Origin of the sequence: Stenotrophomonas maltophilia, assembly GCF_001676385.1 — a bacterium.
GTDB classification, from domain to species: Bacteria; Pseudomonadota; Gammaproteobacteria; order Xanthomonadales; family Xanthomonadaceae; genus Stenotrophomonas; species Stenotrophomonas maltophilia_J.
Map to the genome: position 1 here is coordinate 350169 of NZ_LYVJ01000003.1, position 23680 is coordinate 373848.

Genomic DNA, 23680 nt, shown 5'->3' on the forward strand with positions numbered 1-23680 from the left:
CGGCGGTGGGTCACGATCGTTGATCCGTCTGGTGGGTCACGACCGTTGGTCGTGACGGGGACATCCGTGCCTACTAACAGTGGGCACCTACCGGGAATCAATGGGCACCCACCTGGAAGCGGTGGGCACCTGCCAGGCACCGGCGTTATTCCGCCGGCACGCCCATTTCCTTCAGCAGCTCCGGCGCCGGGTAGACCTTGGCCAGCAGCCAGCGCAGGTAGCGCATGTCCACGTGCACGGCGCGCTTGTAGCGGGGATCGAACCACCAGCTGGCGCTGACCGACTCCCAGTTGCTGTCGAAATTCAGGCCGATCAGTTCACCCTTGGCGTTGAGCACCGGCGAGCCGGAGTTGCCTCCGGTGGTGTCCAGATTGGTCAGGAAATTGACTGTCTGGGTCTTCAGCACCGGGTCGGCGGTGCTGCCGAAGTCGCCCTTGGCGATCGCCGCCAGCAGCGGCTTCGGCGCGTCGAACGGATAGGCGTTGGTGTTCTTCTCGACGATGCCGGCCACGGTGGTCACCGGCGAGTAGGTCACGCCATCGCGCGGGTGCAGCGCCTCGACCCTGCCGTAGCTGATGCGCAGGGTGCGGTTGGCATCCGGGTACACCGCACGGCCCTGCTTGGCGCGCCAGGCGAACAGCGCCTGCATGTAGGCCGGGCGCAGGCGCAGCTGCTCGCCTTCGCGGGTCTTGCTCTCGTTCTCGATGCGCAGCTGCGCGGCCACCAGCGGTCCGGCCGCGGCAATCAGCGGATCGGCGGCCAGGGCCCTGCCTTCGCGGGCAGCAGCGAAACGCGACAGGCGCTGCGCCTCGTCACCCAGTTGGGTACCGGCATACAGGGTGTCCAGCGCCTTGGCCAGCTGCTGCGGGGTACGGCCGAAGGCCGCGTCGAACTCGGCCACGCGCTGCGCGTCCGGCAACTGCTGGTAGCGGGTCAACAGGGTGGTCAGCAGTGCCTTCTCAACCTCCGGCGCGTAGCGGCGCTGGACCTGCTTGAGCACGCCTTCGATCATCGCCTGGTCGCGCTGCTGGTAACCGCTCTCGCGCTGCGCGTCCGGCTTGGCCGATTCGATGCGCAGGCGTTCCAGCAACAGCGCCGAGCGCAGCAGCTGGCTCTGCGCGGCCATCTGCTCCAGCAACAGGTCACGTTCGCCCACTGCCGCACCCTGCGACAGATTGGCCAGCAGCGCCTTGATGTCGCCCTGGTACCTGCGATCGGTGGCGGCCAGCATGGCTGTCTCGTCGGCGGCACGCTGGGCCTTGGCATCGCTGCGCAGCAGGCCTTCCAGCTCGCCGGCGGCGCGCTTGCGGTTGTTCTTCAGTGACTGCAGCTGCGAGGCGTAGCGGGTGCGTGCCTGCGCGTCCTTGGCAGTTGCCGCCTCGATGGTGTCGATCATCTGCTGGAACACGGACACGCGGCGCGGCAGCACGGTGTCGATCTGGCCGGCGAACTCGGCGGCGGTGCGGTGGCGGTAGGTGATGCCCGGGTAACCGGCCAGCATCGCGTAGTCGCCTTCCTTCGGGCCTTCCACCGACATCTGCAGGTGTGCCGGCGCCTGGTACGGCACGTTGTCCTTGCTGTAGGGCGCCGGCTTGCCGTCCTTGCCGACATAGGCGCGCAACAGGGTGAAGTCGCCGGTGTGGCGCGGCCACATGAAGTTGTCGATCTCATCGCCGTAGTTGCCGATCGCACGCGGCGGCGCGTACACCAGGCGCACGTCGCTCAGTTCCAGCTGGGCGATGCGGTAGAAGTCGGTGCCGTAGTACATGTTGGCGACCGAGCAGCGCACGCTGCCGTCCTTCTCGCACTCGGCCACGATCTGCTTGCTGGCCGCATCGACGGCGTCGAAGTACGCGCGGCCGGTCTTGCCACGGGCCTGCGCCAGCACCTGGTCGGTCACCTTGTCGAAGCCGACGGTGACCAGCACGCGGAAGTCCGGGTTGGCCGGGCGCTCGTCGGCACGGTCCTTGGCGATGAAACCACCGTTGATCATGTCGTGCTCGGGCGAGCTGTTGTACTGGATCACGCCCATCGCCACGTGGTGGTTGGTCAGCAGCAGGCCATCGGCGGACACGAACGAGCCGGTGCCGCCGCCCGCGCGCACCACCGCGCTCAGCGGCGGCGCGGTGACGTTGGCCAGGTCAGCCGGATTGCCCTTGAACCCTGCCGCCTGCAGCGGTTTGGCCAGGCCCGGCAGCTGCGTCGGCATCCACATGCCTTCGTCGGCGTGGGCACCGGCGGCGAGGGTCAGGCCCAGGGCCAGGGCGGTGGGAAGGGACTTGCGTGATGACATGAGGCGATCCGGCACGACAGAACAGCCCGGGACCATAGCCCGTGGGGCCGGATGGGGCAACGGCCGATGGTTGGGGACCTGACAGGTAGAGCCGAGCCCATGCTCGGCTGCTCTTCCGTCAACCCGCGCTGCACGCAGAAGCCGAGCATGGCTCGGCTCTACAGGGATGCCACGGCGGATTACTTCTCCCGTCGCCAGTTGATCGACCCGCGGTTTTCCACCGTGCTCGACTCCACTTCCACGTCGAAGCCGCGGCGCAGCAGGTACTTCAGCGTGATCACCGAACCGGCACCGACCAGCGACACGCCATAACCCACGTACAGCTTGGGAGAAATGTACTTGCCGACGCCGATCACCGAGCCGCCCAGCGCGCGCGACTGGCTCACGCCGGCATCGTCCAGGCCCAGCTTCGCGCCCAGCTGCGAGGCCAGCAGCCCGCTGCCGGCCGAGAGCGCCGCCGAAGCCGCGTTGACCTGCTGCGCCTGGTCGCTGCTGGCACCGGTCAGGCTGCGTCCCAGCACCAAGTAGGCCAGTGCTTCGGACTGCGACATCGCCGGATCGGACCACACGTCCGCACGGGGCTGCTGCGCACGCCCGGTGACGTCGATGCCGGCGGTGACATCCCCGATCCGGCGCTCGGCACGGATGTTGATGCGCGGGTCGGAGACCGCGTTGTAGTTCCAGTTGAGGTTGCCGCGGGTGATGGTCAGGTCCTGACCATAGGCTTTGTAGCGGCCACTGACCTCCAGGCCGCCGTTGGCGGTCATCTCGCGGCCAGGCTTGGCCCAGACCTGCATCTTGCCGGTCAGCGCCCCCTTCAGGCCGAAGCCCGTCATCTTCACCTTGTCGCCGAGGCTGACGGTCAGGTCCATGTCCAGCGGCGAGGTGCGCGACGCTTCCGGATCGGCCGGATCCAGCACCACCACATCTTCGGACACCGAGGTGCCGCGGTCCAGGCGCTCGATGTCGATGTCGGCCTCCGGCACGTGCACGGTGCCACGCAGCTCCATCGCCGCCTTGGCCAGGGTGAAGTCCAGGTTGGGGTTGGCGACGATGCGCAGTTCGCTGGTGTTGGACAGCAGCACGTTCTCGCCGTGGATCTTCAACTGCAGCGGCTGTGCATCGCCGAACCACGACAGGCCGCCATCCACGTACAGCGTGCCCTGGCCCGAGTTGGCCTGTGCAGTGATCCTGGCCGACCCATCGGGCTGGGCCACGAAACTGCCCTTGCCCTGGTCGAAGGTCAGGCCCAATGCGGGGAATTCGCCCTTGAAGTTGCTCAGCTGGGCGTCACCGCCCAACGACGGTTGCCCTCGCGTGCCGCGCAGGCTGACGTGGCCTTCGATCAGGCCGGTCGGGCGCACGATGTCCGGCGAGAACAGCTCCAGCCAGTACAGCCGCGACATGTTGAGGTAAAGCTCGCCATTCAACGGCGCGCCGGCTTCCCAGCCGGTCTGCAGCTTCGCGTCGACGAAGCCGTTGCCCTGGAAGCCCATGCCCAGGTAGCCCTTGATGCTGGCCGGGGTCATGTCCAGCTTCAGCGAGAACTGGTCGTAGCGCACCAGCTCGCCACGGGTGGTATCGCCCACGGTGTTGCGGTTCTCGCCCAGGCGCACGCCGCCTTCCTTCGAGCGCACTTCCACATGGCCTTCCCAGGCCGTGCCGCGCGGGCGGATCTGCGCGTCCAGGCTGACATCGCCGCGCAGGTAGATGCGGCGGCCGGACTGCGGCGGCAGCCACGGCTGCACCAGCGCCAGCGGCAGCGCGTCACTGCGCACCACCAGGCCCTCGCGTGGCCAGTTGGCCTGTGCACACAGGGCGCCACTGCTGGCAGCGGCCAGGCAGGCTTCGGACAAGGTGTAGGTGCCGCCGTTGATCGCGAACGCCGCCGGTGCACGCAGCGACCACGCATCGCCCTTCACCGGGGCGATGCGCAGCGAGGCCAGCTCGCCACGCCACTGCGCGCCCTGCTGGCGCACGCTGCCCTGCAGCTCGATCGCACCCATCTCGTTGCGGGTCTGCGCAGCCAGCCGCAGGTTGGAGACACTGCCCTGCGCATCCACGTTCAAATGCTCCAGCAGCATGCCGGCGTTGACCTGCTGGCCCTGGATCGCCAGCGCGCCGCTGTCGCCGCGCCACGGCAGGCGGCCCTTGATGCTCACGCTTTCGGCGCCGTAGCCGTCCCAGTCGAGGTTGTTGCCGACCAGGTCGGCGGTGATGTCCGGCGCGTCGCGCGGGCCCTTCACCTGTACCTGCCCACGCAGGCCGCCGTCGGCGCCCGGCAGCAGGTCACTCAGCTGCAGCGGTTCGAAGCGTGCATCGATGTCGAGGCGATCACCGACCTTGCCCGAGGCGGTCACCCGGCTGCTGCCCAGCGCCAGCTTCAGGTCACCCTGGCCCTGCGCGCCCTGCAGCGCGAATTTGCCCTGTGCGTCGAGGTTGCGCTGGCGCAGCATGCCCTTCAGTGATGGCAGGTCCACCGTGGCTTCCAGCATACCGGCGGTGCCCGGTGCGGCATTGGCCGGCGGCGGCAGCTGGCGGCCCTTGGACGCCAGGTTGCCGGACAGGCGGCCGTTCCAGCCCGGCACGAAATAGCCGGGGTCGAAGTCCTTCAGCGTGGCCTTGGCGTCCCAGTCCAGCTGCGGCGCCCAGGCCACCTGGCCTTCCACCTGCAGCTGCCCACCCGGTGTCTGCGCCTGCAGCTGGTGGATCGACGCGGCCTGGTCGTTGCCACGCACATCGAAGCGCAGCTGCGCCTTCTGTCGTTCGCGCTCGACCTCGGCACGGCCGATCGCCGCCCAGGCCTTGAGCGTGCCGGCCAGGCCGAAGCGTGCTTCCTTCAGTGTCACTGGCACCGGCGCACTGCCGGCCGTGTTCGGATCGGGCGCCGGAACGTAGGTCAGATTGCGCGCGATCACCGAGAAGTTGAGTTTCTGCTGCGCCTCCTGGCTGAAGTCGGCGGTGCCTTCCAGGCGTGCCTCGCCCCCGAGGCCCTTCACCTGCAACGGCGAAACCTTCAGCACCTGGTCCTGCAGCGACACCACCGAGGGCGCCAGCTCCAGTTCCTGGTCGCCCTGCTTCACCCTGCCGCGCAGGTTGGCATTGCCACCCTTGCCGGCCGCAGTGAAGTCCAGCGCCAGCGGCGCGATTGCCGAGCCCGCCAGGGCCGGCGACAGCAGTGCCGGGTCCAGCTCGTCACTGCGCACCGTGGCACTCCAGGTCGGGTCGGTACGGCCATCGAACACCAGCATCGCCTGCAGCGGCTTCGGTGCGCGCCCTGCCACCGCCACCTCCATGTGCGACAGGTCCCCCCGCGCAACGAGTCCCAACGCCGCCGCGGTGCGCCCGCGCGGCGCCGGCAGCACGGCGGTGACCGTCACGTCGGTGTCGTAGTCCCGGGCCGGGATGTAGTGGCCCTGGGCGGTGAAGTTGCCCATGTCACTGTCCACGACCAGCGCGCGTGCCTGGAATTCGCCGTTGGCGATCTCGATGCCGCCACGCACGCGGCTGATGTCGATCACCGGCTCATTGGCCTGGCTGATGCGGAAGCCATCGATGGCGATGGCATCGGCCTGGATCGCCAGCGGCATCTCGATCTGCGGCAGCGAATCAGGCCACGACGGCAGTTTGAACGGCTCGTCGCTCTTGGCCAGGTTCAACGTCGCGTTGGTCAGTTCCAGCCTGTCCAGCAGCAGCTTGCGGCCCAGCAACGGGCGCAGGTCCGGTTCCAGGTGCACGCGTTCGGCATGGAAATGGATGTCGTCGTAGCGGAAGTCGACGTTGTACAAGGTCAGCGGACCGGCCACCGGGCCTTCCACCTTGTCCCAGGTGAAGCTGGCGCCCACCGGCAGGCGCGCCACCACCTGTGCCAGCAGCACATCGCGGCCAGCCACGGTCTGCAGCAACCAGTACCCCGCCAGCAGGGCAAGCAGTACCAGGCCCAGAACACCGGCGCCGGACCAGGTCCAGAAACGGCGGCGGCGGTAGAAGCGCACGCGGGGCGCCGGTGTCTTCGGGTTCGGGGCCGGTGCCGGTGTACTCACAGGTCCGCTCCGATGTTGAGGTACAGCTGGACCTGCGAATCCGGATTGTTCAGGCCGTGCGCGATATCCACCCGCACCGGGCCCACCGGCGATTTCCAGCGCACGCCGAAGCCAACGCCGGTGTGCAGGTCGATGGTGTTGTCGAAGGCGCTGCCGGTATCGACAAACACCGCCGCGCCCCACGGACCGCCGTTGAAGTAATGCTCGTACTCAGCCGAACCGATCACCAGGTGCTTGGCGCCCAGTGCGTACTTGTCCGGCTTGGGCGTGCGCGGGCCCACTTCCCGGTACGCGTAGCCGCGGATGCTGCGGTCACCACCGGCAAAGTAGCGCAGGCTCGGTGGCATCGCCACCAGGTCGCTGGTCCAGGTGGTGCCCCCTTCGCCGCGCAGGATCAGCCGGTTGCTCTCGCCCACCGGGATGTACCAGCGCAGCACGGCGTTGGCCTGCACGAAACTGGTGTCCGACCCGGCCCCTTCAATACCGGCGCGCACCGTCGCGGCGCCACTGATGCCCTTGCGCGGGAACATCTCGTCATCGACATTGACGTAGTCGGCGACCATCTGCGGGTACACCAGCGTCGAGGTGTTGTAGACCGCGTCTGTGAACTCGGTGCCCGAGGCGTAGCGCCAGCGCTCGCGCAGGGCGTTGACCGAAGCGATCGCGGTCCAGTGCTCGTTGATCTCGCCACTGCGACTGGCGATCAGCTTGAAGTTGCGCAGGTCGATGTAGTCGGTCTGCTCGTCGTACGCGCTGGCCGCAAAGGTGTACCAGCCGTCAAGCCAGGCGAATGCGGGAATGCGGTAACTGGTCACCAGGCTCTTGCGCTTCTGCGCATAGTCCAGCTGCGTGTTCATCTTGTGGCCACGGCTGTTCATGAACCGCCGCTCGACGCCACCGCGCACACCCGCGCCACTCTCGCTGCCGTAGCTCACGCCGGCGGTGTAGATGGTGCGCTTGGCGCGGGTCAGTTTCACATCCACCGGCACCTCGCCGTTCTCGTCGGCCTGGTCCGGCCGCGGCTGGATGTCGATCACGCTGAAATAGTCCAGCTTGGTCAACGACTCGCGCAGGCGGTCGAGCTTTCCTTCGTGGAAGTAGCTGCCCTGCTCCCAGTACACCAGCGGGTCGAACAGCCTGTCGACAAAGTAGTTCTGGTGGAAGCGCACCGGGCCCATGTTGTAGCGGCGGCCACTGTCCCAGGTCAGGTCGATGTCAGCCGCATTGTCGGCGCGGGTGATCTGCACCTGGCGCTGGGTATAGTCGGCATCGAAGTAGCCGCGTTCGGCCAGGCGGCGGGTGATGGTGATCTTGCTGGCTTCGTACTGGGTGTGCTCGAAGCGCTGGCCCTTGCGCGGCTTGAACGCGGCCAGGTCGTCCTGCAGGTACTGGTCGTACATCGCCGGGCCAGTGATATCGATGTGCTCGCGGCGCACGGTCACCGGCGGCCCCTTGTCGACGTGGATCACCACCTGCACGTTGTCGTCCTGCCGGGGCGCCTCGACCCTGATCACCGGGTTGTAGTAGCCGAACGGCTCCAGGGCCTGGCGGGTCTGGCGCTCGGCCTGCGACAGCAGGTACTCCAGGCGCGACTCGCCCTGTACCTTGCCGATGGTGTCGTACAGCGACAGCGATTCCTGGATGTTCTCGATGATCGCGGCGTCGTCGCCCTTGTCCAATCCCTTGATGTCCACCTTGTCGATGGTGCCGCGTGCATGCGCCACGGAGGTGGCGGCCAGCGACAGGACCATCAACGGCAGGGCGTAGTTCTTTGGCTGCATGCGGCACAGCATACCGACCGGAAGTGATGATGCGAAATGCAGTGCTTCATCAGGGATCGGTTGTTAAGTGACAGTCAAAAGGCGCGCCCTTATGGCGATCACCGGGATCGCAGGCGGGGATGCCGGCATCGCGCGCGACGCCGGCGATGGCCCCGATGGACTTCTGCCAGCACTACCGGTGGGTGCCAAGCTTGCTTGGCACCCCTTCTCAACTCGACAGATGCTCGATCGCGGCGACCTTGCCCAGGCGCTCGCCCAGCATCGTCAGCAGCGCCAGGCGGTTGCCACGCAGCGCAGGATCCTCGGCGTTGACCATCACGCCATCGAAGAAGGCATCCACCTGCGGGCGCAGGCGCGCCAGCCGGGCCAGCACGGCCACGTAATCCTTGTGCTGCAGGCTGGCGCCGGTGTCATCGATGGCCGCAGTGACGGCTTCGGCCAGCGCGCGCTCGGCGTCTTCCTGCAGCAGTGCCGGGTCGATCTGCGCCGGAATCCCACCCTCGGCCTTGCGCAGGATGTTGCGGATGCGCTTGTTGGCCGCCGCCAGCGCCTCGGCTTCCGGCAGCGTGGCGAAGGTGCCGATCGCATCCAGGCGCCGATCGAAATCGTACAGCGAGGCCGGCTTCAGCTCGGCGACCGCGTTGAAGTGCGAGGCCGGCACGCCCTTGTCGGCGTAGTAGCCCTTCAGGCGGTCGAGAACGAAGTCGTACAGCTCACCGAGATCAGCCTGCACGTTGCGTGCCGCCAGGCCGGCATTGGCGCTGGCCAGCAGTGCGCGCAGGTCCAGCTCGAAGCCGCTTTCGATGATCGTGCGGGCCAGGCCCAGCGCATTGCGGCGCAGGGCGAACGGATCCTTGTTGCCGGTCGGCTTCAAGCCAGCAGCGAAACCACCGGCCAGGGTATCGGCGCGCTCGGCGATTGCCAGCACCTTGCCCAGCGGCGACAGCGCGATGTCGTCACCGCCGAAGCGCGGCTGGTAGGCCTCGTCGATGGCCAGCGCGACGTCCGACGGCTCACCACCGGCCACGGCGTAGTGACGGCCAGCGATGCCCTGCAGCTCCGGGAACTCGTTGACCATGCGCGACTGCAGGTCGTTCTTGGCCAGTTCGGCAGCCCGCTTGGCCTGCGCGGCGTCGGCGCCGACCTGCGGTGCGATCACTTCGGCCAGGGCGGCCACGCGTGCCACCTTGTCGGCCACGCTGCCCAGCTTGGCCTGGTAGGTCACCGTCTTCAGGCCCTCGCCCATCGACACAAGACCCTGCTTCAGGTCCTCGTCGAAGAAGAACTTGGCGTCGGCGAAGCGCGGGCGGATCACGCGCTCGTAGCCTTTGGCCACTTCGGCCACATCCTTCGATTCGATGTTGGCAATGCCGATGAACTTCTCGGTCAGGGTGCCGCTGCCATCCAGCACCGGGAAGAACTTCTGGTTGATCTCCATGGTTTCGATCAGCGCTTCCTGCGGCACCGCCAGGAACGCGCGCTCGAAGCTGCACAGCACCGCCGACGGCCATTCGACCAGGTTCACCACCTGCTCCAGGTTGTCCTCGGTGATGCGGGCGCTGCCGCCGGCCCTGGCCGCAGCGGCCTCGACCTCGGCGACGATGCGCGCGCGGCGCTCACTGGGGTCGACCAGCACGAACGCGGCGCGCAGCGATTCAACGTAGTCCTGCGGCTGTGCCAGCGACACGGCCTGGTCGTGGTGGAAGCGATGGCCACGGCTGTCGCGACCGGCCTGCAGGCCGAACAGCTCGGCCTCGACCACAGTGGCACCATGCAGCAACACCAGCCAGTGCACCGGGCGGGCAAAACCCCAGGCATGGTCGCCCCAGCGCATCGGCTTGGGAATCGGCATCGCCGCGATCGCCTCGCGCAGGATCTCCGGCAGCAGGCTGGCGGTGCTCGCGCCCGGGGTCACCGCGCGGTGCACGAAGCGCTCACCCTTGTTGTCGGTGGTCTTCTCCAGCGCCGTCCAGTCGATCCCGGCCTTGGCAGCGAAGCCCTGCAGGGCCTTGGTCGGCTGGCCTTCGGCGTCCAGCGCGATGTTCAGGTAGGGGCCCAGCACTTCGCTGTGCTGTTCCGGCTGTTGCAGGCCGACGCCCGGCAGCAGCACGGCCAGGCGGCGCGGGGTCGACAGCGGGCGCGCATCGCCCAGTTCCAGTGCAACGCCGCGCTTGCGCAGGCCTTCGACAACACCGTCGAAGAACGCCTGGGCCAGGCCCGGCAGCGCCTTGACCGGCAGCTCTTCGGTGCCCAGTTCGATCAGCAGGGGGGACAGTTGGCTCATCGTTTCAATCCTGTGGTGGGGGCGCAGCGCGCGACGCGTCCGGCGCCCCGGAGTAAGGGGGAGAGCGCGGCCTTCAGGCCTTCTTCGCGCCCGGGAAGCCCAGCTTCTCGCGCTGCTCGTAATACGCCTTGGCCACCGCCTGGGCCAGCGCGCGCACGCGCAGGATGTAGCGCTGGCGCTCGGTCACGCTGATCGCGCGGCGCGCATCGAGCAGGTTGAAGGTGTGGCTGGCCTTCATCACCTGCTCGTAGGCCGGCAGCGGCAGGCCCACTTCGACCAGCTTCTGCGCTTCGCGCTCGCAGGCGTCGAAACGGTGGAACAGTTCATCCACGTCGGCGTATTCGAAGTTGTAGGTGCTCTGCTCCACCTCGTTCTGGTGGTACACGTCGCCGTAGGTCACCGGCTGGCCGTCCGGACCGTAGGTCCAGACCAGGTCGTAGACGTTGTCGCAGTTCTGCAGGTACATGCACAGGCGCTCGAGACCGTAGGTGATCTCGCCCAGCACCGGGCGGCACTCCAGGCCACCCGCCTGCTGGAAGTAGGTGAACTGGGTCACTTCCATGCCGTTGAGCCAGACTTCCCAGCCCAGGCCCCAGGCACCCAGGGTCGGCGATTCCCAGTTGTCCTCGACGAAACGAAGGTCGTGGACGAGCGGATCGATGCCCAGTGCCTTCAGCGAATCCAGGTACAGCTGCTGGATGTTGTCCGGCGCCGGCTTCATCGCCACCTGGTACTGGTAGTAGCGCTGCAGGCGGTTCGGATTCTCGCCGTAGCGGCCATCGGTCGGGCGGCGCGACGGCTGCACGTAGGCCGCATTCCAGCTTTCCGGACCGATCGCACGCAGGAAAGTGGCCGGGTGGAAGGTACCGGCGCCCACCTCCAGGTCGAGCGGCTGGATGAGCACGCAGCCCTGCTGGGCCCAGAACTGGTTCAGGGTCTGGATCAGGCCCTGGAAGGTGATCGGAACGGTCGGGGTCGCGGACATGCGGACGAGTCTTGGCCGGCAAGGGGGTGCGCTAGTATAACGGCCGACCTGCGGGGCATTCCGCACCCGGGAGGAGCAGGCAGATGGAACATCGGCTGCCGGTGGGCACGCCCGGCGAGGCGGGCAGTGCCCCGTTGCCCTGGGGACGCCTGCAGTTCGAGCAGATTGCCGCGTCCCTCATCGCCGATGGCCTGGTGGCCGAGCAGGACCGCGAGCGCATTCGGTTTTCCGCGCAGGGCGCACGCAATGCCAGTGAAGTGCACCCGCTGGTGCTGCTGTCCAACCTCAAGCTGGCCGCCCGCGACGGCGGCGAATTGACCCTGGAACGCCTGACCGAGTGGCTGGCGCGACGGACCGGCAGCCGCTACCTGCGCATCGATCCAACCCGGGTCGACGTCGCTGCGATCACCGCCCTGGTGTCCCACGCCTACGCGCGCCGCCACCGCTTCCTGCCGCTGGCGGTGGATGCCGAGCGGGTGCTGGTGGCCACCAGCGAGCCGCTGGTACAGGAATGGCGCCGCGACCTGCAGCACCTGACCCGCCGCCGCATCGAGCTGGCGGTGGTCAATCCGCTGGACCTGCACCGCTACACCATGGAGTTCTACGGGGTGACCCGTTCGGTGCGCGGCGCCCGCGGCGACGTGCGCGGCGAGGCCAGCCCCACCCTGCCCAGCTTCGAGCAGCTGGTCGAGCTGGGCCGCACCGGCGACGTCAATGCCGACGACCAGCACATCGTGCACATCGTCGACTGGCTGCTGCAGTACGCCTACGAGCAGCGCGCCTCGGACATCCATCTGGAACCGCGCCGAGAGATGGGGCGCATGCGCTTCCGCATCGACGGCGTGCTGCACAAGGTGTTCGAGGTGCCGCCGGCGGTGATGACCGCGGTGGTCAGCCGCATCAAGGTGCTCGGCCGCATGGACCTGGCCGAGCGCCGGCGCCCGCAGGACGGCCGCATCAAGACCCGCTCACCGGGCGGTCGCGAAGTCGAGATGCGCCTGTCGACCATGCCCACCGCCTTCGGCGAGAAGTGCGTGATGCGCATCTTCGATCCCGATGCCGCCTTCAAGAGCATCGACCAGCTCGGTTTCAGCCCGCAGGAGGCTGCCGGCTGGAATGCGCTGGTCGAACGCCCGCACGGCATCGTGCTGGTCACCGGCCCGACCGGCTCGGGCAAGACCACCACCCTGTATTCGACGCTGAAGCGGCTGGCCACGCCGGACGTGAACGTGTGCACGGTGGAGGATCCGATCGAGATGATCGCGCCGGAGTTCAACCAGATGCAGGTGCAGGCCAACATCGACCTGGACTTCGCCAGCGGCGTGCGCACCCTGCTGCGCCAGGACCCGGACATCATCATGATCGGCGAGATCCGCGACCTGGAAACCGCGCAGATGGCGGTGCAGGCCTCGCTGACCGGCCATCTGGTGCTGTCCACCCTGCACACCAACGACGCGCCATCGGCGGTGACCCGCCTGCTCGACCTCGGTGTGCCCCACTACCTGCTGGCCAGCACCCTCAACGGCATCCTTGCCCAGCGCCTGGTACGCACGCTGTGCCCGCACTGCAAGCAGCCGCACACCCTGAGCGCCGCCGACTGGGCGGTGCTCGCTGATAGCCAGTCTGCATATCCAGATGCCGCCACGCCGTGTCGGCCGGTCGGCTGCCTGGAGTGCCGACGCACCGGATTCCTCGGCCGCATTGGGCTGTATGAGCTGCTGCCATTGGGTTCGCGGCTGCGCGGACAGATCCGCGCCGACATGGACCTGGCCGGTTTCACCCGCGCCGCGCGTGCCGAAGGGCTGCGGACCCTGCGCCAGGCGGGGCTTGAAAAGGTGGCGCAGGGGCTGACTACAATCGAGGAAGTCCTGTCAGTCCTGCCTCCCCCGGATGAGCCCAGCCCCGTTCCTGATCGTTGAAACCGGCCGCCCGGTACCGTCGCTGCGCCGCTATGGGCGCTTCCCTCACTGGATCCGCGTCGCCGCCGGCCTGGAAGAACGCGAGACGGTGGTGGTCGACGTCGAGCACGGCGCTGCGCTGCCCGACCCGCGTGGCTTCGCCGGCGTGCTGGTGACCGGTTCGGCCGCCTTCGTCACCGACCACGCCGAGTGGAGCGAGCGCAGCGCCGCGTGGCTGCGCCAGACCGCCCACGACGGCCTGCCGGTGTTCGGCATCTGCTACGGCCACCAGCTGCTGGCGCACGCGCTGGGCGGCGAGGTGGCCTACAACCCGGCCGGCCGCGAGTCCGGCACGATCGAGCTGGAGCTGCAGCCGCAGGCGGCGCAGGATCCACTGTTTCAGGGCCTGCCACGGCATTTTGCCGCCCATGCCACCCACCTGCAGACCGTGCTGCGCGCGCCCGATGGCGCCGAAGTGCTGGCCCGTTCGCCGCTGGACGGCTGCCACGCCTTCCGCTGGGGGCGCCAGGCCTGGGGCGTGCAGTTCCACCCCGAATTCGCCACCCACCACATGCGTGGCTACGTGCGCGCCCGCGCCGACTGCATCGGCCGCCACGGCGGCTGTGCACGCAGTATCGAGCGCGCGGTCAGCGCCGCACCGCTGGCCCGCCAGCTGCTGCGCCGCTTCGTGCGCCAGGCGCGGCGGTCTTCAGCCCAGCCGGCGGCAAAACAGGGATAATCGGCGCCACGGGCAGCCGCCCGGCCCCCTCCTGTCCTTCCCGGATGTCCATGAAAGAGATTCGCAAGCTGCCGGCCTCGGCGGGCGCCCAGTGGTTGCTGGATACGTTCTCGCTGTATCGGCGTGCGCCGCTGCAGCTGGCTCGGATCGGCCTGGCCTGGCTGCTGGTGAGCTGGGTGGTCACGCTGTTGTCGACGCTGATTCCCGGCGCCGCCGGCATGGCCGTGCAGCTGATGACCCTGGCCATCTCGCCGATCATGTTCGGCGGCATGCTGTATGCCGTGGGCGAGATCGACGAAGGCCGACCGGGCCTGGCCTCGCACCTGCTGCAGCCGATCCGCGACCACCGCGTCAGCCACCTGCTGGTGCCGCTGGCGATCCAGGTGCTGGCGGTGCTGCTGCTGGGTGCCCTGCTGTACCTGATGATCGGCCGCGAGGGCTTCGCCGCCTTCAGCGAGGTCATGACCAGAATGGAAGAGATCAGCCGCAGTGGCCAGCAGATCAATCCGGAAGACGCCGCAGCACTGGTCGCCAACCTGCCGGCCAAGCGCATCGCACTGTGGATGCTGCTGGTATTCCTGAGCGCGGTGGCGCTGTCGTTGGCCATGTTCACCCAGCCTGCCCTGGTGGTATTCGACAAGCAGAGCGGCATGCATGCGCTGCGGCTGAGCCTGCAGGGCTGCATCGAGAACATCGGCGCGATGATCGTGTTCGCGGTGCTCGGCCTGATCGCCACGTTCTGCATCTACATCCTGTTCGTGATCGTGATCCAGATCGCGATGCTGATCGGCGGCCCACTGGCCGCCGCCTTCATTGCGCAGCTGGTGCTGACCACGGTGCTGATGCCGCTGTATGTCGGCGCGGTCTACGCCGCCTGGAAGCAGATGTTCGTGCACCGCGGCAGCCGCGCGGCACCGCCGGTCCCGACCACGCCGCCCCCGAGCGACATCTTCCACGCCTGACAAAAAAAGGGGACGGAGGGGATTAAGTCGTTTGTGCCACTGTGCCGCTAACGACTTAATCCCCTCCGTCCCCTTTTTTCAGGCGGCGGGTTTCTTCACTACGGACGAGGGCACCAGCCAGCGTGCGGCGTGGATGCCCAGTTCGTACAGCAGGCACATCGGGATCGCCAGCATCAGCTGCGAGACCACGTCCGGCGGGGTCAGCACCGCGGCCAGCACGAAGATGCCGACGATCGCGTAACCGCGGCCTTCCTTGAACTGCTGCGGCGTCACCCAGCCCAGCAGCACCAGGATCACCATCGCTACCGGCAGCTCGAAACTGCCACCGAAGGCGAAGAAGATCGCCAGCACGAAATCCAGGTAGGCATTCGCGTCCGGGGTGATCGCGATCACATCCGGACTGAAGGTGGTCAGGAAATGGAACACCGCCGGCAACACCAGGAAGTAGGCAAACGCACAGCCGGTGTAGAACAGCAGTACCGACGATACCAGCAGCGGCACCGCCAGGCGCTTCTCGCGCGCATACAGTCCCGGGGCGACGAAGGCCCACAGCTGGTACAGCAGCCAGGGCACCGCGACGAACAGGGCGACGAAGAAGGTCAGCTTCAGGGGTGCGAAGAACGCACCGGCCGGGTTGGTGGCGATCATGGTCTGGCCGTTGGGCAACTGCGAGACCAACGGCTCGGCCAGGGCGTTGTACAGCTTCTGGGTGAACGGCAGCAGCGCCAGCAGCGCCACGCCCAGCCCGATCAGCGCACGGACCAGGCGCCCCCGCAGTTCCACCAGATGTTCAACCAGCGAGCTTTCGCCGAAATCCTGTTCACTCATGGCGACGCTCCGTATCCTGCGTCGGCAGCGTGGCGCCCGCGTCGGCGGTCGTCGCCGGAGTCGCCCCGGCAATCACGTCGTCCTGCGCCGGCAGCCCGGCATCGGGCTGGGAGCGCATGTGAGGCGGCAGTTCCGCCGCCGCCGGCGTACGCAGTTCCTGCGCCAGCGCGTCGCCCTGCTGCTGGGCCTGCTGGGCTTCGCGGCGGATCGCTTCGCCACTGGCGCGCAGCTGGTTCGCGGTGTCCTGCATGCCCTGGCGCACGTCCTGCATCTGCCGCTTGATCTCGTCAGCCTGCAGTTCGCGCTCCAGTTCCTGTTTCACCGAATCCCACTGATTGCGGGCACGACGCACCCACAAGCCAGCGAAGCGGGCCGCCTTGGGCAGGCGCTCGGGACCGAGCACCACCAGAGCGACCACCGCAATCACCAGCAGTTCGCTGAAGCCGATATCGAACACCGCGACCGCTCCGGATCAGCGAGCGTTACGGTCGTGCTCGTCCTGCACGCTACGCGAGGCATCCTGGCTGCGCGATTCATCGCCCAGCTGCGCGTTCGGCTTGTCCTCGTCGCGCATGCCCTTCTTGAATTCCTTGACCGCCGAGCCGAGGTCCTTGGCGCCGCTGGTCAGCCGCTTGGTGCCGAACACCAGCAGGACGATGGCCAGCACGACCAACCAATGCCAGATGCTGAAACTGCCCATAAAGACGCTCGTTACGTTAGTGATCAGGCTGTCGAGCATAGCGCACCGGCTGTGAGCCGGCGCGCGTGACGAAAGTCAGTTTCCGCCCAGCGTTTCCGTGCGGATTTCGCCCTCGCTCACCGGCTGGAAGCCCTGCTGCTGCGGCGGTGGGTTCTGCGGCACATTCTGCAATGGAGCGGTGACGGCCTCGGCCGGTGCGGCCGGGGCTGCCTGAACAGGGGCGGACACAGTGGCGGGCGCCGGGCGCGGTACATTGCCGCCATTGCCGCTGCGGTTGTTGCGGGCAGCGTAGGTGGCCTCTTCCAGGCGATCCCTGAAGGCAATCACGTCCATCGAAGGCGCGCCCGCAGCGCGGCCTTCGAAGATCATCCGCGGCGTGGTGTTGCTGCCGTACGCGTCAAGGTTGGCGGCGTCATCGATCTGCAGCACCGCACCGTCCAGAGCAACTCCGGCAAACAGGCCACGGGCACGCGACCACGACCAGATCTCGGCCTTCAGCTGGCCATCCGTGGCAGCGGCCGCATTGCGGCCAACCGGGCCGGCCGCAACACCGGCGTCAGCACCCAGGGTGAACTTGCCATTCACCAGGTTGTCCAGGCTGCGGTCGTTGCGGAAGACCAGCACCACGTCGGAGGATTGCACGCCGGCCTGGAAACCGATGCTGCCCCCGGTCAGCTTGACGAACACAGGATTGGACCAGGCGCCATTGGGCATGCGAACCGACATCAGGCCGTGGCCGCGGCGGCCACCGATGACCAGGCCAGCCTTGATCGTGTCGGGAATGACGATGACCGCGCGGCCTTCGTCGAGCAATTTGTCCGGAATGCCCTGTTCAGGAATTTCCTGGATTTCAGCCAGCACGCGCACGGCGTTGCGGGCGCGCTGGTCTTCCTGCGGTCCGGCCATGGCCTGGCTGGACAGCAGGCTGGCGGCGATCAGCAGGGCTTGGATCGGGCGACGCATGGCAGGCTCCAGAAGTCAGTCCATAGGAAGATATAGCAAGTAACTGAAATTAGTAGTGTTGCCATGAATCGCCTATGAGCGTTCCCAGCGCAGTGATGCGCGCAGTGCCGGCAATCCGGAGCCTGCCTGCCGACGCAAGCCGGGATCGGCGACAATGCACCCATGCTCGACGCTCCCGATACCGCCGTGCTGGTGGTCAACCTAGGCACCCCCGAGACGCCGACGGCCCCGGCCGTGCGGCGTTACCTGGCTGAATTCCTGTCCGACCCACGCGTGGTCTCGATCCCGGCATTGCTGTGGCAGCCGCTGCTGCGCGGGCTGATCCTGCCATTGCGCAGCGGCCGCTCCGCAGCCAAGTACGCGCAGGTCTGGCTACCCGGCGGGTCTCCGTTGATGGTCTACACGCGGCAGCTCGCGCAGGCCATGCAGGCGCTGCTGCCCACCCTGAAGGTGCGGCATGCGATGCGCTATGGCGAGCCGGCGCTGGACGGCGAGCTTGACCGCCTGGCTGACGACGGTGCGCGCCGCATCGTGGTCCTGCCGCTGTACCCCCAGTACTCGACCACCACCACCGCCTCGGTCGAGGACCGCGTCGATGCCTGGCAACGCCGCAACCCGGGCGTGGCGGTCAGCCTGGTACGCGACTATTCGGTGGATCCGGGCTGGGTCGAAGCGGTGGCCGGTTCCATCCAGCGCTACTGGGAGCAGCATGGCCGTGGCCAGAAGCTGGTGTTCTCGTTCCACGGCATCCCACAACGCCTGGCCGATGCGGGCGATCCGTACCCGCAACGCTGCGAAGCCAGCGCGCAGGCCATCGCCAATGCACTGGGCCTGGACAAGGACGGCTGGCAGATGGGTTACCAGTCGCGCTTCGGCCGCGAGCGCTGGCTGCAACCGTACGCCGAGCCCAGCCTGTGGGCGCTGGCGGAGTCCGGCGTAAAGCAGATCGACGTGGTCTGTCCTGGCTTCGCCACCGACTGCCTGGAGACGCTGGAAGAAGTGGCGATGGGCTTCACCGAGACTCTGGCCGAGCGCGGTGCCAGGATGCGCTACATCCCCTGCCTCAACGCCGAACAGGCGCATGCGCGGGCCCTGGCGCGGCTGGCCGTGGCCTCGCTGGCATGAGTCTGCAACCGTTTGAACTGCAGGTCGGTGGCGCGCGCGTTGCCGGCCTGCGCAACCACGGCGACGGCCCACGCGTACTGGCCCTGCATGGCTGGCTCGACAACGCCGCCAGCTTCGTGCCGCTGGCGCCGCACCTGCCATCGTTGCAGCTGGTCGCCATCGATCTTCCCGGCCATGGCCACAGCGCGCATCTGCCGGCCGGCGCCAGCTACACCACGCCGGCAGCAATCTGCCACGTCCTCGACGTTGCCGACGCACTGGGCTGGGACCGCTTCAGCCTGCTCGGTCATTCGATGGGCGCGGGTATCGCCAGTCTTACCGCGTCGGTCAGCGATCGGGTTGAACGCCTGGTGGCGATCGAGGCACTCGGTGGCCTGCGCGGGCCCGAGGAAGAAACCGCGCACCGCCTGCGCGAGCACGTGAATGCCACGCGTGCCCTGGCACGCAAACAGCTGCGCGTGTTCCCCGACCTCGCCGCACCGATCCGGGCGCGGATGATGACCAACCAGCTCAGCGAGCCCTGCGCGCGGTTGCTGGTCGAGCGTGGCGTCGAGACGGTTGAGGGCGGTTATCGTTGGTGCAGCGATCCCCGCCTGATGCTGCCCACCGCGATCCGCCTCAGCGAAGCCCAGATCGACAACCTGCTGCAGGCGATCGCCTGCCCGACGCAGGTGATCTATGCCACGCCTGCACAGTCCTACTACCCCGAGCCGATGCGCAGCGAGCGCCTGCGGCATCTGCGTGATGGACGGCTTGCGGTGTTTCCCGGCAACCATCACCTGCACATGGAAGATCCGGAGCGGATCGCCGAGGTGATCCAGCGCTTCTTCAACGGCGACAACAGCGGCTGAGCGCAGCCGCGCAGGCGCCGCCGCGCTTCACTCTCCGCGTTTGCGGCCGATACATCAGGTGCGGGCCCCTGCGCCCGCGGCACGTGGGCCCGGTCGGGCCTGCGGCGTGTGTCTGCTCCTGCAAGGAAGTCCGCATGCCCGCTCCATCGCGCACCGTCACCCATAGGATGGGGTCACGGCGCGTTGTCTCCGTGGCGTCGATGACGCCGCATTCCCCTCTTCCCCGTCCATGCCCCGGCCACGCGCTCATGCGTGCGCCAGCGCGTGGGCGTCGTCGTTTGTTGATCCAGGAGTCGCCGATGTCCGTTGCACCTTCCCGTCCCCCCGATAATCCGCGCCTGCCGTATCTGCAGGAGCTCGCCCGCTGCGCTGATCGCTGGCTCCTGGCATGCAGCGCGGCCCTGGCTGTGGCCGGGCTGGTGCTGGGCCTGCGGGGCCCGCAGGTACTGCCCGCTTGGCTCATCGCGACCGCGATCGTCCCAGCGTTGTGGCTGGGCGGTCCGCAGGCAGGCCGCAGCATCGCCCGCAATGGCCTGGCGATCCTGTTGTCGCTGCAGCTCGTCCTGGTGTGTGCGATCGCCGGCCTGGCGCCGGCGATGCCGATCGCGCTGCTGCTGGGCGCACTGCTCGGCCATCGTGACCGCCTGCCGGTGTGGTTGGCCGGTGGCATCGGCACGCTCGCGCTGCTGGCCCCGCTGCTGGCAGGCGCTGCAGCATGGCCGACGCTGCTGCAGGCCGGGATGCTTGCGGGCCTGGCCCTGTTCCTCGGCCAGGTTGCACTGCGGCTGCGCCAGCAGACCGAAGCACTCGGCCACGGCCCCCGCCGGCTGGCCGCACTGGCGCGCGATATCGCCACCGGTTCGGATCTGGGCGCACATGCGGACACCGCCACCTGCGCGCCGGGTTCACTGGCCCATGCGTTGGCCGATACCGCGCGCCATGTGCAGGCCCAGCGCTGTCGCGAGGCCGAAACGCATGCCGGAAATGCGCAGATCCGCCAAGCACTGGATGTCTCGCGTACGGCGATGATGTTCGCCGACAACGACCACGTGATCCGCTACGTGAACCGCTCGGTCGTGGCCCTGCTGCGCAACCAGCAGGCGACCCTGCGGCAGGCGTTCCCTGATTTCGACGCCGAGCACCTGGTGGGCAGCAGCATCCATCGCTTCCATGCCAACCCGGACCGCATCCGCGCCATCCTCAACGGCCTGCAGCTCGCGCACAACGGCAAGGTGCAGATCGGCCCGGTACATTTCGCACAGGTGGTGACTCCGGTCTTCGACGCACAAGGCGCACGCCTGGGCTTCGCCGTGGAGTGGCATGACCGTACCCACGAACTGGCGCTGGAGAACGCCGTCGCCGGTATCGTCGCCGCCGCCGCCGCCGGCGATCTCGACCAGCGCCTGCAGGCCACGGAGGGTGCCAGCTTCCTTGATGGCCTGACCGGTGGCATCAACCAGCTGCTCGATACGCTGGGCAGCACCGTCGACGAGGTGCGGCAGATGCTCTCGGCACTGGCCAACGGCGATCTCGATCGGCGCATGCGGGGCGAGTATCACGGCGCCTTCGCCGCAATCCAGCGCGATGCCAACGCCACCGCCGGCCAGCTGGCACGCATGGTCGGCCGCATCCAGCAGTGCGCGTCTTCAATCAGTACCGCGGCCAGCGAAATCGCTGCGGGCAACGGCGCGTTGTCCGAGCGCAGCGAGCGCCAGGCCGCGCACCTGCAGGAAACCGCCGCCTCGATGGAGGAACTGACTGCCACCGTGCGCCAGAACGCCGCCCATGCCCGGGAGGCGAGCCAGCTGGCAATCACCACCCAGACCGCCGCCAGCGACGGCAATATCGCCATGCAGCGTGTCGTCGACACCATGCAGGCAATCGAAGGCGCCTCGAAGCGCATCGGTGACATCACCGGCGTCATCGATGGCATCGCCTTCCAGACCAATATCCTCGCGCTCAACGCAGCGGTGGAAGCCGCACGTGCCGGTGAGCAGGGCCGTGGCTTCGCCGTGGTCGCCAGCGAGGTGCGCGTGCTGGCGCAGCGTTCGGCCGCCGCCGCACAGGAAATCAAGAAGCTCATCGATGAGGCCGGTCGCCAGGTAGGCGAAGGCGCCCAGCTGGTGGCCGACGCCGGCCAGCGCATGCGCGGCATTGTCGCGGGCGTGGAGGACGTCAGTCACCTCATGCGCGAGATATCGACCGCTTCGCTGGAACAATCGGTCGGCATCGAGCAGATCAACCAGACCGTGGTGCAGATGGATCAAGCCACGCAGCAGAACGCTGCACTGGTGGAAGAAGCGACGGCGGCTGCACGCGAGCTGCAGACGCAGGCAGGCACGCTCACCGAGGCGGTCTCGGTCTTCCGCCAGCGGGAATCGCACGAGGTCGCGCGGGCCGCCTGATCGGGGCTTTGAATCCGGGCCTGATCAAGACGGCGCCCGCAGGGCGCCGTCTTTCCATGCGTCACCCGCCCTGCTTCGCAGGGACATTCCATCCGCGCATGGCGTGCATGAACGGGTCGTGCCGGCCGCTGGCCGGCAAGCGCCGTGCGGGCCAGGTGTTGGTAGCAGCCAACCGTGGTGGGCGCCATGGTTACGCGCGAGGAGCATCCACGCACCCGCATGGATCTACCGGGCGATGCAGGGTCATGCGATTGCCGGCCAGCGGCCGGCACGACCCGCATTTTCCTGCGTACAAAGAAAAACCCCGCTGCGCAAGCAGCGGGGTTTTGGGTGTAAAACCCTGGCGATGACCTACTCTCGCATGGCTTGAGCCACACTACCATCGGCGCAGCTGCGTTTCACTTCCGAGTTCGGGATGGGATCGGGTGGTTCCACAGCGCTGATTTCACCAGGGAGACGGTTGCAGCGGCGCTTGCAGCGCCAGCTTCGCGATCCTGCCCTTGCGGCGGAAGATACCCGGATTGCGGTGCCTTCACTTAATAAGAAAAACCCCGCTGCGCAAGCAGCGGGGTTTTGGGTGTAAAACCCTGGCGATGACCTACTCTCGCATGGCTTGAGCCACACTACCATCGGCGCAGCTGCGTTTCACTTCCGAGTTCGGGATGGGATCGGGTGGTTCCACAGCGCTGATTTCACCAGGGAGACGGTTGCAGCGGCGCTTGCAGCGCCAGCTTCGCGATCCTGCCCTTGCGGCGGAAGATACCCGGATTGCGGTGCCTTCACTTAATAAGAAAAACCCCGCTGCGCAAGCAGCGGGGTTTTGGGTGTAAAACCCTGGCGATGACCTACTCTCGCATGGCTTGAGCCACACTACCATCGGCGCAGCTGCGTTTCACTTCCGAGTTCGGGATGGGATCGGGTGGTTCCACAGCGCTGATTTCACCAGGGAGACGGTTGCAGCGGCGCTTGCAGCGCCAGCTTCGCGATCCTGCCCTTGCGGCGGAAGATACCCGGATTGCGGTGCCTTCACTTAATAAGAAAAACCCCGCTGCGCAAGCAGCGGGGTTTTGGGTGTAAAACCCTGGCGATGACCTACTCTCGCATGGCTTGAGCCACACTACCATCGGCGCAGCTGCGTTTCACTTCCGAGTTCGGGATGGGATCGGGTGGTTCCACAGCGCTGATTTCACCAGGGAGGCTTTTGGAGAGTCGCACTCGTCCCTGCGGGACAAGGCGCCAGCCTCGCATAGTTCTTGTGACGTAGCGTGCACCTGGATGCTCTTACGACGCTGTCGTAAAGCCAAGGCAACTTGAGGTTATATGGTCAAGCCGCACGGATCATTAGTATCAGTTAGCTCAATACATTGCTGTACTTACACACCTGACCTATCAACCACGTAGTCTACATGGTTCCTTCAGGGGGCTTGTGCCCCGGGAGATCTCATCTTGAGGCGCGCTTCCCGCTTAGATGCTTTCAGCGGTTATCGCTTCCGAACATAGCTACCCGGCAATGCCACTGGCGTGACAACCGGAACACCAGAGGTTCGTCCACTCCGGTCCTCTCGTACTAGGAGCAGCCCCTCTCAAATCTCCAACGCCCATGGCAGATAGGGACCGAACTGTCTCACGACGTTCTGAACCCAGCTCGCGTACCACTTTAAATGGCGAACAGCCATACCCTTGGGACCGACTACAGCCCCAGGATGTGATGAGCCGACATCGAGGTGCCAAACACCGCCGTCGATATGAACTCTTGGGCGGTATCAGCCTGTTATCCCCGGAGTACCTTTTATCCGTTGAGCGATGGCCCTTCCATACAGAAC

General features: G+C 67.2%; 15 protein-coding genes and 5 rRNA genes. 6 read left to right on the top strand and 14 right to left on the bottom strand.

Annotated elements, in window-relative coordinates; translation table 11 throughout:
* Nucleotides 1-145: 145 nt before the first annotated feature.
* From A9K58_RS05720 to glyQ, 5 genes are all read right to left on the bottom strand, one after another.
* Complete coding sequence (locus A9K58_RS05720) at nucleotides 146-2293, bottom strand: S46 family peptidase (RefSeq protein WP_065198427.1); 2148 nt, start codon at nucleotides 2291-2293, stop codon at nucleotides 146-148.
* 179 nt (nucleotides 2294-2472) lie between these two features.
* Nucleotides 2473-6336, bottom strand: a complete 3864-nt coding sequence (locus A9K58_RS05725; protein WP_065198428.1) for a translocation/assembly module TamB domain-containing protein — start codon at nucleotides 6334-6336, stop codon at nucleotides 2473-2475.
* Complete coding sequence (locus tag A9K58_RS05730; RefSeq protein ID WP_081283982.1) at nucleotides 6333-8129, bottom strand: autotransporter assembly complex protein TamA; 1797 nt, start codon at nucleotides 8127-8129, stop codon at nucleotides 6333-6335. The genes A9K58_RS05725 and A9K58_RS05730 overlap by 4 nt, the downstream gene beginning before the upstream one ends.
* 196 nt (nucleotides 8130-8325) lie before the next feature.
* Nucleotides 8326-10401 (bottom strand): glycine--tRNA ligase subunit beta, encoded by a 2076-nt coding sequence (glyS, locus tag A9K58_RS05735; RefSeq protein ID WP_065198429.1) that lies wholly within the window; start codon nucleotides 10399-10401, stop codon nucleotides 8326-8328.
* 73 nt (nucleotides 10402-10474) lie between these two features.
* A complete protein-coding gene (gene glyQ, locus A9K58_RS05740) occupies nucleotides 10475-11386 on the bottom strand; it encodes a glycine--tRNA ligase subunit alpha (protein WP_065198430.1) in 912 nt (303 codons plus the stop codon).
* 83 nt (nucleotides 11387-11469) lie between these two features.
* Here glyQ and A9K58_RS05745 point away from each other — a divergent pair, with 83 nt between their 5' ends.
* From A9K58_RS05745 to A9K58_RS05755, 3 genes are read left to right on the top strand one after another with little or no spacing between them, the layout of a single operon-like run.
* Complete coding sequence (locus tag A9K58_RS05745; RefSeq protein ID WP_065198431.1) at nucleotides 11470-13305, top strand: GspE/PulE family protein; 1836 nt, start codon at nucleotides 11470-11472, stop codon at nucleotides 13303-13305.
* A complete protein-coding gene (locus A9K58_RS05750) occupies nucleotides 13277-14023 on the top strand; it encodes a glutamine amidotransferase (protein WP_065198432.1) in 747 nt (248 codons plus the stop codon). Before A9K58_RS05745 ends, A9K58_RS05750 begins: the two co-directional genes overlap by 29 nt.
* 50 nt (nucleotides 14024-14073) lie before the next feature.
* On the top strand, nucleotides 14074-14985 hold the full coding sequence (locus tag A9K58_RS05755; RefSeq protein ID WP_065198433.1) for a BPSS1780 family membrane protein: 912 nt from the start codon (nucleotides 14074-14076) through the stop codon (nucleotides 14983-14985).
* Nucleotides 14986-15063: 78 nt separating this feature from the next.
* On the opposite strand, the gene tatC is transcribed toward A9K58_RS05755, so the two are convergent.
* The 4 genes from tatC to A9K58_RS05775 form a co-directional block, all read right to left on the bottom strand.
* Entirely contained in the window at nucleotides 15064-15813 is a 750-nt protein-coding gene (gene tatC / locus A9K58_RS05760) for a twin-arginine translocase subunit TatC (RefSeq protein ID WP_065198434.1), read from the bottom strand.
* Nucleotides 15806-16270: a Sec-independent protein translocase protein TatB gene (gene tatB / locus A9K58_RS05765; RefSeq protein WP_065198435.1), complete on the bottom strand. Its 465-nt coding sequence runs from the start codon at nucleotides 16268-16270 to the stop codon at nucleotides 15806-15808. The genes tatC and tatB overlap by 8 nt, the downstream gene beginning before the upstream one ends.
* Before the next feature lie 15 nt (nucleotides 16271-16285).
* Nucleotides 16286-16513, bottom strand: a complete 228-nt coding sequence (gene tatA, locus A9K58_RS05770) for a Sec-independent protein translocase subunit TatA (protein WP_065198436.1) — start codon at nucleotides 16511-16513, stop codon at nucleotides 16286-16288.
* 75 nt (nucleotides 16514-16588) lie between these two features.
* The gene (locus tag A9K58_RS05775) at nucleotides 16589-17476 is read right to left on the bottom strand and encodes a lipid-binding SYLF domain-containing protein (protein ID WP_065198437.1); all 888 of its coding nucleotides are present in this window, start codon (nucleotides 17474-17476) and stop codon (nucleotides 16589-16591) included.
* A 162-nt stretch (nucleotides 17477-17638) separates the two neighbouring features.
* Here A9K58_RS05775 and hemH point away from each other — a divergent pair, with 162 nt between their 5' ends.
* The 3 genes from hemH to A9K58_RS05790 all read left to right on the top strand — a co-directional run bounded on the left by hemH (nucleotide 17639) and on the right by A9K58_RS05790 (nucleotide 21857).
* A complete protein-coding gene (hemH, locus tag A9K58_RS05780) occupies nucleotides 17639-18601 on the top strand; it encodes a ferrochelatase (protein WP_065198438.1) in 963 nt (320 codons plus the stop codon).
* The gene (locus A9K58_RS05785) at nucleotides 18598-19452 is read left to right on the top strand and encodes an alpha/beta fold hydrolase (protein ID WP_065198439.1); all 855 of its coding nucleotides are present in this window, start codon (nucleotides 18598-18600) and stop codon (nucleotides 19450-19452) included. Before hemH ends, A9K58_RS05785 begins: the two co-directional genes overlap by 4 nt.
* Nucleotides 19453-19751: 299 nt before the next feature.
* Entirely contained in the window at nucleotides 19752-21857 is a 2106-nt protein-coding gene (locus A9K58_RS05790) for a methyl-accepting chemotaxis protein (RefSeq protein ID WP_065198440.1), read from the top strand.
* A 338-nt stretch (nucleotides 21858-22195) separates the two neighbouring features.
* Here A9K58_RS05790 and rrf (A9K58_RS05795) read toward each other — a convergent pair.
* The 5 genes from rrf (A9K58_RS05795) to A9K58_RS05815 form a co-directional block, all read right to left on the bottom strand.
* Nucleotides 22196-22310: ribosomal RNA gene (rrf, locus tag A9K58_RS05795) — 5S ribosomal RNA — on the bottom strand.
* Between the two features lie 132 nt (nucleotides 22311-22442).
* Nucleotides 22443-22557: ribosomal RNA gene (rrf, locus tag A9K58_RS05800) — 5S ribosomal RNA — on the bottom strand.
* 132 nt (nucleotides 22558-22689) lie between these two features.
* Nucleotides 22690-22804 (bottom strand): 5S ribosomal RNA (rrf, locus tag A9K58_RS05805).
* 132 nt (nucleotides 22805-22936) lie between these two features.
* Nucleotides 22937-23051 (bottom strand): 5S ribosomal RNA (gene rrf / locus A9K58_RS05810).
* Nucleotides 23052-23177: 126 nt separating this feature from the next.
* Nucleotides 23178-23680, bottom strand: a 23S ribosomal RNA gene (locus A9K58_RS05815); the annotation flags it as partial.